The sequence below is a fragment of the Amycolatopsis pigmentata genome (assembly GCF_042684065.1).
GTDB classification, from domain to species: Bacteria; Actinomycetota; Actinomycetes; order Mycobacteriales; family Pseudonocardiaceae; genus Amycolatopsis_E; species Amycolatopsis_E pigmentata.
In genome coordinates this window covers 266,238-281,007 of the sequence record NZ_JBHUKR010000021.1, presented here as the reverse complement: position 1 = coordinate 281,007, position 14,770 = coordinate 266,238, and the positions used below count along the sequence as shown (strand labels likewise).

14 protein-coding genes are annotated in these 14,770 nt (G+C 66.7%); 4 read left to right on the top strand and 10 right to left on the bottom strand.

All coding sequences use genetic code 11. The features are described from left to right. Window positions 1-144: 144 nt before the first annotated feature. The 6 genes from ACFSXZ_RS32540 to ACFSXZ_RS32515 all read right to left on the bottom strand — a co-directional run bounded on the left by ACFSXZ_RS32540 (window position 145) and on the right by ACFSXZ_RS32515 (window position 7,525). A complete protein-coding gene (locus tag ACFSXZ_RS32540; RefSeq protein ID WP_378269453.1) occupies window positions 145-2,217 on the bottom strand; it encodes a tetratricopeptide repeat protein in 2,073 nt (690 codons plus the stop codon). Between the two features lie 184 nt (window positions 2,218-2,401). Further along, window positions 2,402-3,166 carry an ectoine/hydroxyectoine ABC transporter ATP-binding protein EhuA gene (gene ehuA / locus ACFSXZ_RS32535; RefSeq protein ID WP_378270077.1) on the bottom strand — a complete coding sequence of 255 codons (765 nt, stop codon included), beginning with the start codon at window positions 3,164-3,166 and terminating at the stop codon, window positions 2,402-2,404. A gap of 1 nt (window position 3,167) precedes the next feature. Further along, window positions 3,168-3,824: an ectoine/hydroxyectoine ABC transporter permease subunit EhuD gene (ehuD, locus tag ACFSXZ_RS32530; RefSeq protein WP_378269451.1), complete on the bottom strand. Its 657-nt coding sequence runs from the start codon at window positions 3,822-3,824 to the stop codon at window positions 3,168-3,170. Continuing rightward, complete coding sequence (gene ehuC, locus ACFSXZ_RS32525) at window positions 3,824-4,537, bottom strand: ectoine/hydroxyectoine ABC transporter permease subunit EhuC (RefSeq protein WP_378269449.1); 714 nt, start codon at window positions 4,535-4,537, stop codon at window positions 3,824-3,826. Before ehuC ends, ehuD begins: the two co-directional genes overlap by 1 nt. 15 nt (window positions 4,538-4,552) lie before the next feature. Then, window positions 4,553-5,434: an ectoine/hydroxyectoine ABC transporter substrate-binding protein EhuB gene (ehuB, locus tag ACFSXZ_RS32520; RefSeq protein ID WP_378269447.1), complete on the bottom strand. Its 882-nt coding sequence runs from the start codon at window positions 5,432-5,434 to the stop codon at window positions 4,553-4,555. A gap of 87 nt (window positions 5,435-5,521) precedes the next feature. Then, on the bottom strand, window positions 5,522-7,525 hold the full coding sequence (locus ACFSXZ_RS32515; RefSeq protein ID WP_378269445.1) for a protein meaA: 2,004 nt from the start codon (window positions 7,523-7,525) through the stop codon (window positions 5,522-5,524). 95 nt (window positions 7,526-7,620) lie between these two features. On the opposite strand from ACFSXZ_RS32515, the gene ACFSXZ_RS32510 reads away from it, so the two are divergent. Next, window positions 7,621-8,244, top strand: a complete 624-nt coding sequence (locus ACFSXZ_RS32510) for a LysE family translocator (protein WP_378269444.1) — start codon at window positions 7,621-7,623, stop codon at window positions 8,242-8,244. Window position 8,245: 1 nt separating this feature from the next. Here ACFSXZ_RS32510 and murA read toward each other — a convergent pair whose 3' ends face one another. Then, a complete protein-coding gene (murA, locus tag ACFSXZ_RS32505; RefSeq protein ID WP_378269442.1) occupies window positions 8,246-9,517 on the bottom strand; it encodes a UDP-N-acetylglucosamine 1-carboxyvinyltransferase in 1,272 nt (423 codons plus the stop codon). Between the two features lie 141 nt (window positions 9,518-9,658). Here murA and ACFSXZ_RS32500 point away from each other — a divergent pair, with 141 nt between their 5' ends. From ACFSXZ_RS32500 to ACFSXZ_RS32490, 3 genes are all read left to right on the top strand, one after another. Further along, window positions 9,659-11,149, top strand: coding sequence for an insulinase family protein (locus tag ACFSXZ_RS32500; RefSeq protein WP_378269441.1), 1,491 nt, complete (start codon window positions 9,659-9,661; stop codon window positions 11,147-11,149). Between the two features lie 224 nt (window positions 11,150-11,373). After that, window positions 11,374-11,952 carry a cob(I)yrinic acid a,c-diamide adenosyltransferase gene (locus ACFSXZ_RS32495; RefSeq protein ID WP_378269440.1) on the top strand — a complete coding sequence of 193 codons (579 nt, stop codon included), beginning with the start codon at window positions 11,374-11,376 and terminating at the stop codon, window positions 11,950-11,952. Between the two features lie 7 nt (window positions 11,953-11,959). Further along, the gene (locus ACFSXZ_RS32490; protein WP_378269438.1) at window positions 11,960-12,151 is read left to right on the top strand and encodes a hypothetical protein; all 192 of its coding nucleotides are present in this window, start codon (window positions 11,960-11,962) and stop codon (window positions 12,149-12,151) included. 170 nt (window positions 12,152-12,321) lie between these two features. Here ACFSXZ_RS32490 and ACFSXZ_RS32485 read toward each other — a convergent pair whose 3' ends face one another. The 3 genes from ACFSXZ_RS32485 to atpD form a co-directional block, all read right to left on the bottom strand. Continuing rightward, a complete protein-coding gene (locus ACFSXZ_RS32485; protein ID WP_378269436.1) occupies window positions 12,322-12,756 on the bottom strand; it encodes a DUF2550 domain-containing protein in 435 nt (144 codons plus the stop codon). Between the two features lie 122 nt (window positions 12,757-12,878). Then, the gene (locus ACFSXZ_RS32480) at window positions 12,879-13,244 is read right to left on the bottom strand and encodes a F0F1 ATP synthase subunit epsilon (protein WP_378269435.1); all 366 of its coding nucleotides are present in this window, start codon (window positions 13,242-13,244) and stop codon (window positions 12,879-12,881) included. A gap of 79 nt (window positions 13,245-13,323) precedes the next feature. Then, window positions 13,324-14,769 carry a F0F1 ATP synthase subunit beta gene (gene atpD, locus ACFSXZ_RS32475; protein WP_378269433.1) on the bottom strand — a complete coding sequence of 482 codons (1,446 nt, stop codon included), beginning with the start codon at window positions 14,767-14,769 and terminating at the stop codon, window positions 13,324-13,326. Between the last annotated feature and the right edge of the window lies 1 nt (window position 14,770).

The following is a 14,770-nucleotide window of genomic DNA, read 5'->3' as shown; positions in this document are numbered from 1 at the left end:
TCAGGAAGCGCCGGGTGTCTACCGGGTGATGGTCAACGAGATCGACTGCCTCGTCGCGATCGACGGCGAAGCAGACCGCCGGTGGCTCCTCTGCGCCGACGTGGTCGTCGGCCAAATGCCGGCGATGCCGTTGGCAGCGCTCGCCTACGCCTCGGGGATTACTAGCTGCGCCAGGCGCGAAGCGACCTCGTCGCCGCGGGGGTCGCGCATGGAATCGTAAAGCTCCTTCGCCTCCGCGAAATGTTCGCGCGCCGCCTCGATGTCGCCTCGGGCCACTGCGAATTCCGCCAACGCGAACAACGCCTCGGCCGTGTAGTGCGGCGACTCCAGCTTCCGCATCCGCTCCAGCGCCTCACTCAGCACACGGAGGCCCTCGTCACCGCGATTCAGCCGCTGGTACAGCGGTCCCATGATGGTCAACGTGCGAGCGTATTGCGCTTCATCACCCAGGTCCCACATGACTCGTGATGCTTCCAGCAACTCGGTGATCGCTTCGTCGAATCGCTCCAGCCGGGCCAGTACGTCACCGGCACGCCGACGAGCCAAGGCAACTCCTCGGGGGATACGCGCCCGCTCCTGAATCGCGGCGGCCTTCCGGTAGCAGGCCAGTGCGCCAGTCAGATCGCCGAGCCCGCGTTTCGCGCGCCCGAGCTGTGACCAGGCGGTCGCCACGGTCGGGTCGTGCTCTTCGCTCTCGCCGAGGCGCATCGCCGTCTCGTTGTGAGCGATCGCCGCTTGGTAACGCCCGATCTTCGCCAGCGCGTACGCCAACTGGGAGTGCAACCGCGCTTCCGCCAGCCGATGTCCGACGATAGCGGCCGCCTCGATCCCCTTTTCCTGAATATTGATCCAGTCCTGGTAGTCACGATGATGGAGAAAGAATCCCCACAATGCCTCACCGAATTCCCAGACAAGATCATGCCATTCATTCCGAACGGCTACCCACAATGCTCCACGGACCGCCGTACGTTCTCGCTCTAGCCAATTCATCGCCGCGCTGCGCTGACTGAATCGCCGATGCGGCAACGGGTCGGCCTGGTATCGGCGACTTACCCGCCAGCGGTAAGGATGCACGACCGCGTCAGCCATGACCGTCATCGCCAGGTACCATTCGACAATCGCCTTGCGCAACGTCTCGCGTTCGAGTTCCGGGATATTCTCCTTGGCCCAGCTCGAAGCGTGCTCTTTCACCAGGTCGTGCAGGTGAAAACGTTCCCGATCGTCTTCGACGACAAGGTTGCCGTCCACGAGCTCTTCGAGCCCGTCCTCAATTTCGCCGACGATCGACTCGGTCACGTCGGTGATGACATCACTGCCGAAACCGTTGGCCGGAAGCAAGCCGCACAGTTGGTAAACTGCCCGGCCCGCGCTGGACAACTGGCCGGCAGAGGCGTCGAAAACAGCATGCAGAGGCGAATCTTCGGTGGAGACGCGCAACAGCCGGGACCGCTCTTCCAGTGCGACGGCTTCTCTCTCGAGACTGCGCCGGGGCCGGGTACACAACCTTGCCGCCACCATTGAAAGCGCGATGGGCAATCCAGCACAGGCCGCTGCCAACCGGTCCGCGGCCGTGGGTTCGTTGGACACCCGCTGGGCGCCGATCAACTCGGTGAGAACGGCCACCGACTGATTCGAGTCGAAGTGGGACAATTCGATGTACCGGCCATGAGTCGCGAGCCCGGCGAGGCGCCATCTGCTGGTCACGATGGTGATCCCGACACCGGTCGCGGGCAACAATGGTAGCACCTGCCGGACGGAAACGGCGTTGTCCAAAAGCAGAGAAATCGCAAGGTCTGCCGTCAAAGAGCGAAAGTACGCTTGTTTCTCGGCAAGACTTTCCGGAATTTCACCAGCCGGTACACCCAGCGCCGCGAGGAACCAGTGAAGCGCTGTTTCCGGCGTCACCGGTCCCGCCGGATCGAACGCGCCGAGGTCGGCATAGAGTTGACCATCCGGAAACTCCGGCCGTTTCCTGTGCAACCAGTGCAAAGCCAGCGCGGTCTTGCCGATACCGCCAGGTCCACTGAGAACAGCCAACGGCGAGTGGCGGCCCCCGGTGAGACATTCATCCAGTTCGGCCGCTTCCTGCTGTCGTCCCGAAAAAACCGCAGGTGCCGCCGGAAGCTGAGCCGGCACGAGCCGATCCCATCGAGAATGAAAATGGACCGCCTGTATCGTTCCCGCCTGAACGAGGGAACCGGCGACCGAACCTGCCATGCTGTTCGTCGACCTTGTTCCGCCGTCCACCCCACGCACAGCCTCGACCATCCTGTCCCCCGTCGACCTACAGTCCGGCTTCCCAGTAAACCCCATTTCCCTGGTTCAGGACGTCCGATCGGCGGATGGTCGCCCAATACGACTATCACCGTTCGCCCATTCGGTACAAAACGGCCTGGACCGGTCAGGCGCGGTTCAGCACGGCTTGGAGGAATTCGCGGGTCCGGGCGTGCGAGGGCGCGGTGAACAACTCGTCGGGCGGGGCGCTTTCGATGATCTGGCCGTGGTCGAACATCATCACGCGGTCCGAGACATCGCGCGCGAACTGCATCTCGTGGGTGACGCAGAGGAACGTGATGTCCGTGGTCGACGCGATGTCCTTCAGCAGCTTCAGCACTCCGGCGATCAGTTCGGGGTCGAGAGCGGAGGTGACCTCGTCGAGCAGCATCACCTTCGGGCGCATCGCCAGCGCGCGGGCGATGGCGACCCGCTGCTGCTGCCCGCCGGAGAGCCGGCTCGGGTGGGCATCCGCCTTGTCGCTCAGGCCCACCATTTCCAGCAGATCGACGGCACGGGCCTCGGCCTCCCCTTTGGACAGTTTGAGCGCGCGGACCGGAGCCTCGGTGATGTTCTGCAGGACGCTCATGTTGGGGAACAGGTTGAACTGCTGGAACACCATGCCGATCTGGCGGCGCATCCGGCGCTGGTGTTTCTCGTTGGCAGGCACCAGTTTGCCGTCGCGCTCGACGTGGGTGATGCATTCTCCGGCGACGTGGATGGTTCCGCCGTCGATGTGTTCCAGCATCATCAGCAGGCGCAGGATCGTCGTCTTGCCCGAACCGCTCGGGCCGATCAGGGTCACGAACTCGCCGGGCGCGACGGTGAAGTCCAGGTCACGCAACACGACGTTGTCGCCGTATTTCTTGAGCACCCGGGAGAACCGGACCATTTCAGAGGTGTCCGACACGGCGTTCCAACCTTCTCACCAGAATCGACGACGGATAGCTGATCGCCAGGAACATCAGGCCCGCCAGCGTGTAGGGCTCGATCACCCGGAAGGTCTCGGCACCCTGTTCCTTGGCCCGGTTGAGCACGTCGAGCACGCCGATCGCGAGCAGCAGCGGCGTTTCCTTGAACATCGAGATGGTGTAGTTCCCCAGCGCGGGGAGCACTCGAGGCACCGCCTGGGGCAGGACGATCCCGGTCCACACCCGGGCACGGGGCAGGCTCAGCGCACGCGCGGCCTCCCACTGTCCTTTCGGGACCGCGTCGATGCCCGCGCGGTACACCTCCGAGGTGTAGGTGGCGTAATGGACCCCGAGGGCGAGCACACCGGTGGCGAACGGAGACGGTTTGACTCCCAGAAGTGGCCAGACCAAGTAGAAGATCACGAACACCTGGATCAGCAGCGGCGTGCTGCGCACCAGTTCGACGAACAGGTACACGGCCTGGCTGAGCACCGGAATCCGCGACTGGCGCAACAGCGTCAGCATCAGGCCCAGCACGTAGGCCAGCGCCGAACCGACCACGGTGAGTTCCAGCGTCACCGCGAGTCCGGTGAGCAGCAAGGGAATCGACGCGTAGGCGTTCGACCAGTCCCAGGTCATCAGCCCACCCCCGCCGTGGCCGCGCGACCGAACAGCTTCGACCGCGGTATCACCCTACGTCCGAGCCGGCGTGCCGTGATCCGTTCGAGAGCCCGCATCACGACGGTGATGAGGACCGCGATCGCCAGGTAGCAGAGGAGTTCGACGCCGTAGATGAAGACGAGATTGCTCCCGTAGACCGGGCGGAGCAACTCTCCTTTTTCGGTGATCTCCCCCGCCGAGATGAAGTACAGCAACGCCGTGCTCTTCATCAGCTGGATGAACAGGTTGTTGAACGGCGGAAGCATCTCCACGATCGCCTGCGGCAGAAGCACGCGGAACATCCGCTGCGCCGGGCTGAAGCACAGCGCGGTGGCGCCCTCGCGTTGCGCCTTGGGCACCGACTGCACCGCCCCGCGCACGATCTCCGCGCCGTAGGCGCCATGGTTCAGGCCAAGCACGAGGATCCCCGCGTACAGCGGGATCAGTTGGAGCCCCACCAGTGCCGGAAGTACGAAGTACAGCCAGAACAACTGCACCACTTCGGAAGTTCCGCGGAAGCCCTCGACGTAGATCCGGGCGATGACCCGGACGGTCCGTGACGGCGACAGCATGCCCAGCCCGGCGACGAACGCCAGCACGATGGTCAGCAGGATGCCGCCGATCGTCGCGGCGATGGTCACCGGCAACCCGGTGAGGATCGCCGAAAGGATATTCGAATATGGCGCGCCCACGGTCTTTTCCCACCGTCAGGCGGCGCACAACTGACTGGTCGTCAGGCTCGGACTGGGCAGGTTGGCCTGGGAGAACCCGAAGGGGGACGCGATCGTCAGCCACTGGCCGCTGCTGTGCACGTTACCCAGCTGCGTGTTGAAGGCCTGCTGCAACGACGTGTCCGACTGGCGGAACACGAACCCACCGGCGGAGATGACCGGCTTGCCGTTCTGCGTGGGCGTGAATCCGGGTGTCACTTCGACGCCGGCACCAGGGTTCTGTTTCACCAACCATTTAAGAGAGATGTCGGTTAATGCCGCGCAGTAGACCCTGCCCGTGGTCACCGCACGAAGCATGTTGTCCTGCGTGTCGAGGACGACGATGTTGCTTTCCGGCACTCCGGCGGCCGTCGCGTAACCCTTTTCCACCGCGGCCGAGAGCACCGCGACGTTGAGATTTTTCGCGGCGACGTCCTGCAATGTCAGAACTTTTTGCGGGTTGCCGGCCGGCACCAGCAAGGCGGTCAGTGCCGAATAGTCCGGATTCGAGAACAGGGCCGCCTTGCAGCGCGCGGGCGTGATGTTCATGCCGGCGGCCACGACGTCGAACTGCTTCGCGTTCAGGGCCGGAATCAACTGGTCGAAGGGGACGACGCTGGCCTGCACGGAGGTGATACCCAGCGCCTGGAACACCGCTTTCGCCACGTTCGGCGCCTCGCCGGTGACGTTTCCGGACGAGTCCGCGAACCCGTAGGGCGCCTCGTTGGCGATGCCGATCTTGATCGTCTTCGAGTTCTGTGCCGCCTGCAACGTGTCGCCGGAGTTCGTGCTCTGACAGGCGGCGAGTGCCGTAATACCGACACCGGCGAATGCCGACCACCTGAAAAGTTCCCGTCGCGTCCACTGACCGTACGCCATAGCCGCACCCCTTTTTCGGTCTACTCCGTTCACTGAACGTAGAAGGTATGTGCCGCATGAGCAAATTACGTTTCAGAGCGTAGCGACTTATGCGCGCTGAGTTTCGGAAATGACGGTGACGATCTCGTCCATGATGTCGGTCAACGCGAAATCCTTGGGCGTGAAGACCCGGGCGACACCCCGCTCGCGGAGCACCTCGGCGTCCGCGGCCGGGATGATCCCGCCGACCACCACCGGGATGTCACCGGCACCCGCCGCGCGGAGCCTGTCCACCACTTCGGGCACGATCTCCAGGTGTGAACCGGAAAGCACGGAAAGCCCCACCACGTGCACGCCCTCCTGCACCGCGGCCGCGACGATCTGCTCCGGAGTGAGCCGGATTCCCTGGTAGATCACCTCGAAACCGGCGTCACGGGCACGCACGGCCACCTGCTCCGCGCCGTTGGAATGCCCGTCGAGACCGGGCTTGCCGACCAGAATGCGCAGTCGCTCGCCGAGCCGTTCCCCGGTCTGCCTGACCCGTTCGCGAACCCGCGCGAGTTCGTCGCCCCGGCCGCCGGCCGAAGCGCCGGCCACTCCGGTGGGCGCCCGGTATTCCCCGAAGGTGTCACGGAGCGCGCCCGCCCATTCACCGGTGGTCACTCCGGCGCGAGCGCAGGCGAGGGTGGGCCCGAACAGGTTCTCCGTGGTCTTCGCGACCCGCCGCAACTCTTCCAGCGCCTCCCGCACGGCCGTGTTGTCCCGTCGCTGCCGCCATTCCTCGATCGCGGCCGCCGCCCGCTTTCCCACGGCGGGATCGATGGTTTCGATCGCCTTGGCTCCTTCGGCCTGCAACGGGCTCGGCTCGGTGGTGTCGAACCTGTTGACCCCGACCACGATCCGCTCGCCGGATTCCACGCCGCGCCGGTATCCGGCGAGCGCGGAAACGAGCTGGGATTTCATGTAACCGTTTTCCACCGCGGCCACCGCGCCGCCCATTTCCTGGACACGCCCGATCTCTTTGCGCGCACCGGCCACGATTTCGGCCACTTTGGACTCCACGACGCATGAACCGGCGAAGATGTCCTCGTACTCCAGCAGATCCGTCTCGTACGCGAGCACCTGCTGCATGCGCAGGGCCCACTGCTGGTCCCACGGCCGGGGCAGCCCCAGCGCCTCGTTCCAGGCCGGCAATTGGATCGCCCGGGCACGAGCGTCACGCGAGAGCGACACCGCGAGCATTTCCAGCACGATTCGCTGCACATTGTTTTCGGGCTGCGCCTCGGTGAGTCCGAGGGAGTTGACCTGGACGCCGTAACGCAGGCGTCGTGCCTTCGGGTCGGTGACGCCGTAGCGTTCCCGCGTGATCTCGTCCCACAAGGTCGCGAAGGCACGCATCTTGCACATTTCCTCGACGAACCGCAGACCGGCGTTGACGAAGAACGAAATCCGCGCGACGACCTTGCTGAGGCCCGCTTCGTCGATCTGGCCCGAATCGCGGACCGCGTCGAGCACCGCCATCGCCGCGCACAGCGCGTAGGCGACTTCCTGCACCGGCGTCGCCCCCGCCTCCTGTAGGTGGTAACTGCAGATGTTGATCGGGTTCCACCGGGGCAGGTGGTGCACGGTCCAGACGATCATGTCGGTGGTCAGCCGCAGGCTCGGCGCGGGCGGGAAGATATAGGTGCCGCGGGAGAGGTACTCCTTGATGATGTCGTTCTGCGTGGTCCCGGAAAGCCTGCTCAGTGCCTCCTCCGAGTCGTCGCCCGCCTGCTCTCTCGCGACGGTGACGTAGAGCGCGAGCAGCCACATCGCGGGCGCGTTGATCGTCATCGAGGTGTTCGCCTCGGCGAGCGGAATGCCGTCGAACAGCGCCCGCATGTCGCCGACGTGCGCGATGGGCACGCCGACCTTGCCGACCTCACCCTTGGCCAACGGGTGGTCGGGGTCGTACCCGGTCTGGGTCGGCAGGTCGAAGGCCACCGACAGGCCGGTCTGTCCCTTGGCGAGGTTGCGCCGGTAGAGCGCGTTGGACGCGGTCGCCGAGGAATGCCCGGCGTAGGTGCGCATCACCCAGGGGCGGTCGCGCTCACGATCCGTGGGATAGGGCACGGTGCACCTCCAGGGCTTCGGCCTTCGATCCTACTTGCCGGTAACTTCGTGCGCACGAGGGAAAGTCACCGTCGCGGGCGGTAGCGTGGCCAGGCGTGACGTGGAGTTCCTATGGCGTGTATCTGATCTTCGTCGTCCTGGTCGTGCTGGCCCCCGGGCCGGACACGATGGTCATGCTCAAGAACGCGCTCGCGGGCGGGACACGGGGCGGTCTGCTCGCCACCGCCGGGATCGCCACGGGCAACGTCGTCCAGGGCACCGCCGTCGCGCTCGGGCTGGGCACTCTCATTGTGCGATCACAGCCGTTGTTCGTCACGCTGCGGTGGGCCGGCGTCGCCTACCTGTGCTACCTCGGTGTCCAGGCCCTTCGCTCGGCACGCCGCGGCGACTACCGGATGCTCGACGAGATGGGTTCGCGCTCCTCGGGGTTCCGCCGCTGGCGGGAGGGATTCCTGTCCAACACGACGAATCCGAAGGTCCTCGCGCTCTACCTGTCGGTGCTCCCCCAGTTTCTCGACCCCGTGCGCTCCACTACCGGAGACGCGCTTCTGCTCGCCTTCACGGTCGCCGTGCTGGGCAGCCTCTGGTTGCTGCTGCTGATGCTGGTGGTGCACCGCGTGCGCGCGGTGTTGCGGCGGCGACGCGTGCGCCGATCCCTGGATGCCCTCACCGGCACCGCTCTGATCGGCTTCGGCGTCGCCCTCGCTGTCGACTCCTGATTTACCGGTCCGGCTCGCCGTCGACCCGTTCGATCCGGGCCCCGAGGCGGTTGAGGTTCTCCACGAAATGCGGGTAGCCGCGATCGATGTGGAACACGTCCCACACCTCGGTGACGCCGTCCGCGCACAGCCCCGCGAGCACCAGGCCGGCACCCGCGCGGATGTCCGAAGCCCACACCGGCGCGCTGGACAGCGTCTCCACGCCGCGCACCACGGCGTGATGGCCGTCGGTCCGCGCGTCGGCACCCATCCGCACCATCTCGTCGATGAACCGGAACCTCGCCTCGTAGACGTTCTCGGTGATCATCGAGGTGCCCTCGGACACCGAGGACAGCGCGACCGCGAAGGGCTGCAGGTCGGTGGCGAAGCCCGGATACGGCAGCGTGACGAAGTCCACCGCCTTCGGCCTGCCCGCCTGAACGACGCGGAAGCCCTCGTCGTCGAACGGCGTGACGTCCGCCCCGGCCAGCCTGAGCTTGTCCAGGACGAGATCGAGATGATGCGGATTCACCCCGCGGACGGTGAGGTCGCCGCGGGTCATGGCCGCGGCGAAGGCCCAGGTCGCGCCCACGATCCGATCACCGATCACGCGATGCTCGGCCGGATGCAGCCGCTCCGTCCCGTGCACGGTCAGGGTGGACGTGCCGGCGCCTTCGATCTTGGCGCCCATCCGGGTCAGCATCATGCAGATGTCGGCGATCTCCGGCTCGCGCGCGGCGTTGTCGATCACCGTGGTGCCCTCGGCGAGCACCGCGGCCATCAGGATGTTCTCGGTGGCGCCGACGCTCGGGAAGTCCAGCCAGATCTGCGCTCCGCGCAGTTCGTCGGCCTTGGCGACCACGCAGCCGTGCTCGATCGAACTGGTCGCGCCCAGCGCACGAAGGCCGTTCTGGTGCATGTCCAGCGGGCGCGAACCGATCGCGTCACCGCCGGGCAGGGCGACCACGGCCCGCTTCAGTCTGCCCACGAGGGGCCCGAGCACGCACACCGAGGCGCGTAGCTTGCCCATCGCCGGCGAGTCTGCTCGGTGCGACAACTCGGACGGCGTGGTGATGCGCGCGGTGTCGCCGTCGATGGCGACCTCGCAGCCGACACTGCGCAGCACATCCGCCATCAACGGGACATCGAGGATCTGCGGGCAGTTGGTGATCGTGGTCGTGCCCTCGGCGAGCAGCGCGGCCGCCATCAGTTTGAGGACGCTGTTCTTGGCCCCGACGACCTCGACCTCGCCGACCAGCCGGGCGCCACCATGCACGTCGAAGTGCTCGCTCATGGCCGTCATCATGCCCGCCCCGGTCCTCACCCGATCGGCGGGGCACGGACATAGATTGGCATGCCTGGTCAGTCGAAAGTGTGAAACACTACGCCATCGCGGAACGATATACGCCCGTCGTATAGCCCTTTTGGGGGAACTTTGAGCGAACTGGTGGCCCCGTCCCTGCCAGAAGTTCACCGCACCGAGGTCGACGGCGTACCGGTTTTCTGGCACCGCGCACCGGGTCGTCTCAGGGCAAGCCTGATCTTCGGAGTGGGCGTCGCCCACGAGACGTTCCTGGAAACCGGAATCACTCATCTGGTCGAACATCTCGCGATGCGCCCGCTGCGGACTTCCCGGTACGACAACGACGCGAATACCGGCGTCCTGCACACCAGTTTCGATGTCACCGGTTCGGCGGCCACCGTTGCCGAGCACCTTTACCGGATGTGCGCCTCGCTCAATGGTCTCGACACCGGACCCCTCGATCTGGAGCGCACGCGACTGACCGCGAGTCAGGGGCCCGGAGCGACCGCGTGGCTGCCGTCGTCGCTGTGGTTCGGCAACCAGGCATACGGGCTCAGTGGAAACGTGCGGCTCGCGGCGGTGCACGCGAGCGCGGAGCGCGTACGCGAATGGTGCGCCGAAAGGTTCCAGCGGGGCAACGCCGCCCTCGCGTTGTCCGGACCTCCGCCCGACGGGCTGCGGCTGCCCCTGCCGGACGGCCGTCGGCACCAGCCGCCCATGGCCGTTCCCTTCGAGCTGCGGACACCGGCCAAGAGCGTGATCCCGAACGGCGTCGTGGGGTGCGCGCTGGTGGCCTGGACGGCGCCGATGGCGTGCGCTGCCGGGGTACTGATCACGCGCCTGACCGGCCGGCTGCGGCAACTCGACGGACCCGCCCGCACCATCGCCTTCGACCACCAGCCGGTCGACGGGCAGCGGGCGGTGCTCGGGTTCGGCACCGATGTCGGTGACCGGCACGCCGCCCTCGTGGTCGAGATGATCCGCACCGAACTGGCCGAACTCGCGCGCACGGGTCCCACCGACGAGGAACTCACGGCCGACCGGGCGAGCCTGGCCCAGCAGCTCGGTGACCCGGAGTTCGCGAGTCACCGCGCGGTCGACGCGGCGATGAGCGAACTGACCGGATGGACCTCGGCGGTGGCGCACCAGCGCGCCGTGCTGGGCGGGCTCGATGCCGCCCAGGTGGCGAAGGCGGCGGAGGAACTGGCGGACGGGCTCGTGATCTGCGGCCCCGAACGGCGGCTTCCGGCCGATCTGCCCGAACTGCCGGGCAGTCCGCTCCCCGCCGTCGAAGGCAGGGAGATCAAGCGCGCGCTGGTCGGCTCGACGGCGCCGCACGGTTTTCGGCTCGTCGTCGGCGACGAGGGGCTTTCCACCCGCTACGAAGGAGCGGCCGTCCCGCATTCCGTTGTGCGGTACGACGATCTGGCCGGAGTGGGCGTCGAGCAGACCGACGGCAGGCTGCCCATCCTGCATCTCTTCGGTCACCACGGTGGCGCGATCACGCTCCGCCCCGGTGACTGGCGGGGCGGACGCGCCCTGGTGCGAGAGGTCCAGTCACGCGTCGACCCGGCCCTGTGCTTCGTCACCCCCGACTCGATGCGCCTGTTCGAACAGTCCTAGGACTGGCTAACGCTTATCGATGCGGACCCGAAAGATGTCGGCGAAGCAGACCACCCTGTGCGGCGCCGAATTGGCGACGATTACGGAAAAATCGGTTCGGGGATGGTCGGCCCATTGGGTGCAAAGCTCCTCGGGTACCCCGTGGATCGGCCCGTCCGATGATGCCGCCGTCGGCGCTGCCGGTGATCCCCGCACCGCCACGAACCGCGCATTAGGGTGGGGGCATGGCGGTGCGAATCAACCGGGTGTACACGAAGGTCGGCGACAAGGGCACGACGGCGCTCGGGGACGGGTCACGGGTGCCGAAGACCGATCCACGGCTCGCGGCCTACGCCGACGTCGACGAGGCGAACTCCACGCTGGGGCTGGCCCTGGCGCTGGGCGGACTGCCCGAGGAGATCGCCATCGTGCTCCGCCGGGTGCAGAACGACCTGTTCGACGTCGGTGCCGACCTGTGCTCGCCGGTGGTCCCCGACCCGCCCTACCCGCCGCTGCGGATCACGACCCCGTACCTGGAACGGCTGGAAGCCTGGTGCGACGAGTTCAACGAGCGACTGCCCAAGCTCACCTCGTTCATCCTTCCGGGGGGAACTCCCGGGGCCGCGTTCCTCCACCAGGCGCGCACCACCACGCGAAGGGCCGAACGCAGCGGCTGGGCTCTCGTCGAGGCCGACGCCGAGCGCACGAACACGCTGGCGGTCGTCTACCTCAACCGCCTGTCCGACCTGCTGTTCATCCTCGCGCGAGTCGCGAACCCCGAGGGCGACGTCCTGTGGCGGCCCGGCGGAGAAACCGAGGATTGACCGCCAGATGCGCTGGGAGACCTCGTCTCCGCGCACGCTCGACCGGGTGAGGCCCCAGGCCATGCAAACGCCCAGAGCCGCGAGGGCCACGGCGAAGGTGATCACCACCCACACCACTGCCCAACGCAAGGACGGCACCAGCACCCACGCCGGTGCGAAGCCCAGAGCGATCACGATGAACGCGGCGGAACCCGCCTGATCCATCCGGAGGACGAGTCGCAGCAAGCGATGCTCGCCCCGGTCCGGCCGTTGGTGTCGTGCGGTCATCTCGGCCCCTCCTCGCGCCGGAAACGTTGTCACACAACACAAGTTAGGCCGGAGCGTGACGCGGCGCGATTACCCGCGAGGTAATGCGAGAGAGGAAAAGGCTCAGGACGCCCGGGGAATACGGCGGCCGGGCGGGGTCGATTCGAGCCACGACAGGAACCCGGTCAACGCGCCGGGTCCCATCGCGAACTCGATGGGGTCGGTGCCCGCGGATTCGCAGCGCAACACGGTGGCGTCACCGGGAACGGCATAGGCCTCGGTCCCTGCGGGATCACGGCGGCCGGAGACCAGCAGCTTCTCACGGGCGAACACGCGGTCCGGACCGGTGCGCAGGCTCCACACGCGGTACCAGGCGAACACTTCGCCCTCGTACCGGCCGATACCGAGATGCCAGCCGGCCCGGACATTGTCGGGATTCCAACGAAGGGCGACGCTGACGCCCCCGTTACGGCGCATTCGCACCCAGCGCAGGCCGTACCACGCCGCGAGGGCGGCCAGACCGAGCAGGAGAACCAGGATCACCACGGCGATTTCCACGGCCCGCTCCCGCTCGTCGCCGGTCAGACCGCGTGCGCGGAGGCGACCGGCCTTATAGAGCGATCAACCATGTCAGCCTCCTTCTCATCTGCCCGTGGAGCGAATTCTACAAGGTGGCCGGTTCAGGCTTCGTGACCGGCGGCGTGCAACCGCGCGCGTGCCTTGAGACGCAACTCCTCGTCGTCGGACTGGAGATCGACTCGCGCCTGCTCGACGTCGATCTCGTCCCGCAGTTCCGCCGACTCCGCGAGGATGCTGACGCCTTCCTCGGTCACCGAGATGAACCCGCCGTGCACCGCGGCGTGGACCACGTCGCCTTCGGTCGCGTCGATGCGGACCATCTCGCCCTCGGTCAGCTCGGCGAGCATGGGCAGGTGGTGGGGCAGCACACCGATCTCACCGATCGTGGTCCGCGCGAACACGAAGGTGGCCTGTCCGGACCACACCTCCCGCTCGACCGCCACCAGCCGGACGGACATCTCAGCCACGGGAAACTCCTTGCTTGCTTAGGTTCGGCGGCGGAAGCGGGAGGTTCCCCAACCCGCTTCCGCCGCCCGAGGCAGTCGCCTACTTGCTGAGCTCGTGGGCCTTCTTCTCGACGTCTTCCAGACCGCCGACCAGGTGGAACGCCTGCTCGGGCAGGTGGTCGTACTCACCCTTGGTGATCTTGTCGAACGCCTCGATGTTGTCCTTGAGCGGCACGTTCGAACCCGGCTGGCCGGTGAACTGCTCGGCCGCCATCATGTTCTGCGACAGGAAACGCTCGATCCGGCGCGCCCGGCCGACCAGCTGCTTGTCCTCTTCGGACAGTTCGTCGATCCCGAGGATGGCGATGATGTCCTGGAGGTCCTGGTAGCGCTGGAGGATCCGGATGACCTCCTGGGCGACCCGGTAGTGCTCCTCGCCGACGATCTGCGGGTCGAGGATGGTGGAGCTGGAGGCCAGCGGGTCCACCGCCGGGAAGATGCCCTTGGAGAACACCGTCCGGGAAAGCTCCGTGGTGGCGTCCAGGTGGGCGAACGTGGTCGCCGGCGCCGGGTCGGTGTAGTCGTCCGCGGGCACGTAGATCGCCTGCATCGAGGTGATCGACCGGCCACGGGTCGAGGTGATCCGTTCCTGCAGCTCACCCATCTCGTCGGCCAGCGTCGGCTGGTAACCCACCGCGGAGGGCATCCGGCCGAGCAGGGTCGACACCTCCGAACCCGCCTGGGTGAACCGGAAGATGTTGTCGATGAACAGCAGCACGTCCTGGTTCTTCACGTCACGGAAGTACTCCGCCATCGTGAGCGCGGACAGCGCGACCCGCATACGGGTGCCGGGCGGCTCGTCCATCTGGCCGTAGACCAGCGCGGTGTTCTTGATGACGTCCGCGTCGCGCAGTTCCAGGATCAGGTCCGTGCCCTCACGGGTGCGCTCGCCGACGCCGGCGAAGACGGAGGTACCACCGAAGTTGCGGGCGATACGGTTGATCATCTCCTGGATCAGCACCGTCTTGCCCACGCCGGCACCGCCGAACAGGCCGATCTTCCCACCACGCACGTACGGGGTGAGCAGGTCGACCACCTTCAGGCCGGTCTCCAGCATCTCGGTGCGGCCTTCGAGCTGGTCGAACGCCGGCGCCTTGCGGTGGATGCTCCAGTGCTCCAGGTCGGCGCCGAAGCCCGGCTCGTCGAGGCACTCGCCCAGCGTGTTGAACACGTGGCCCTTGACCTCGTCACCGACCGGCACCGAAATGGCGGAACCGGTGTCGGTCACCTCGACGCCACGGACCAGACCGTCGGTCGGCTGCATGGAGACCGCGCGCACGAGGTTGTCACCCAGGTGCTGAGCGACCTCGAGGGTCAGCGTCTTGGCCAGCTCGCGGAGTTCGATCTCCACCTTGAGCGCGTTGAACAGGGCGGGAACGGAGTCACGCGGGAACTCGACGTCGACCACCGGGCCGGTTACCCGGACCACGCGGCCGATGCCCTTGCCGGTCGTGGAACTCTCGGAAAAAGCTGCGGGTGCACTCATG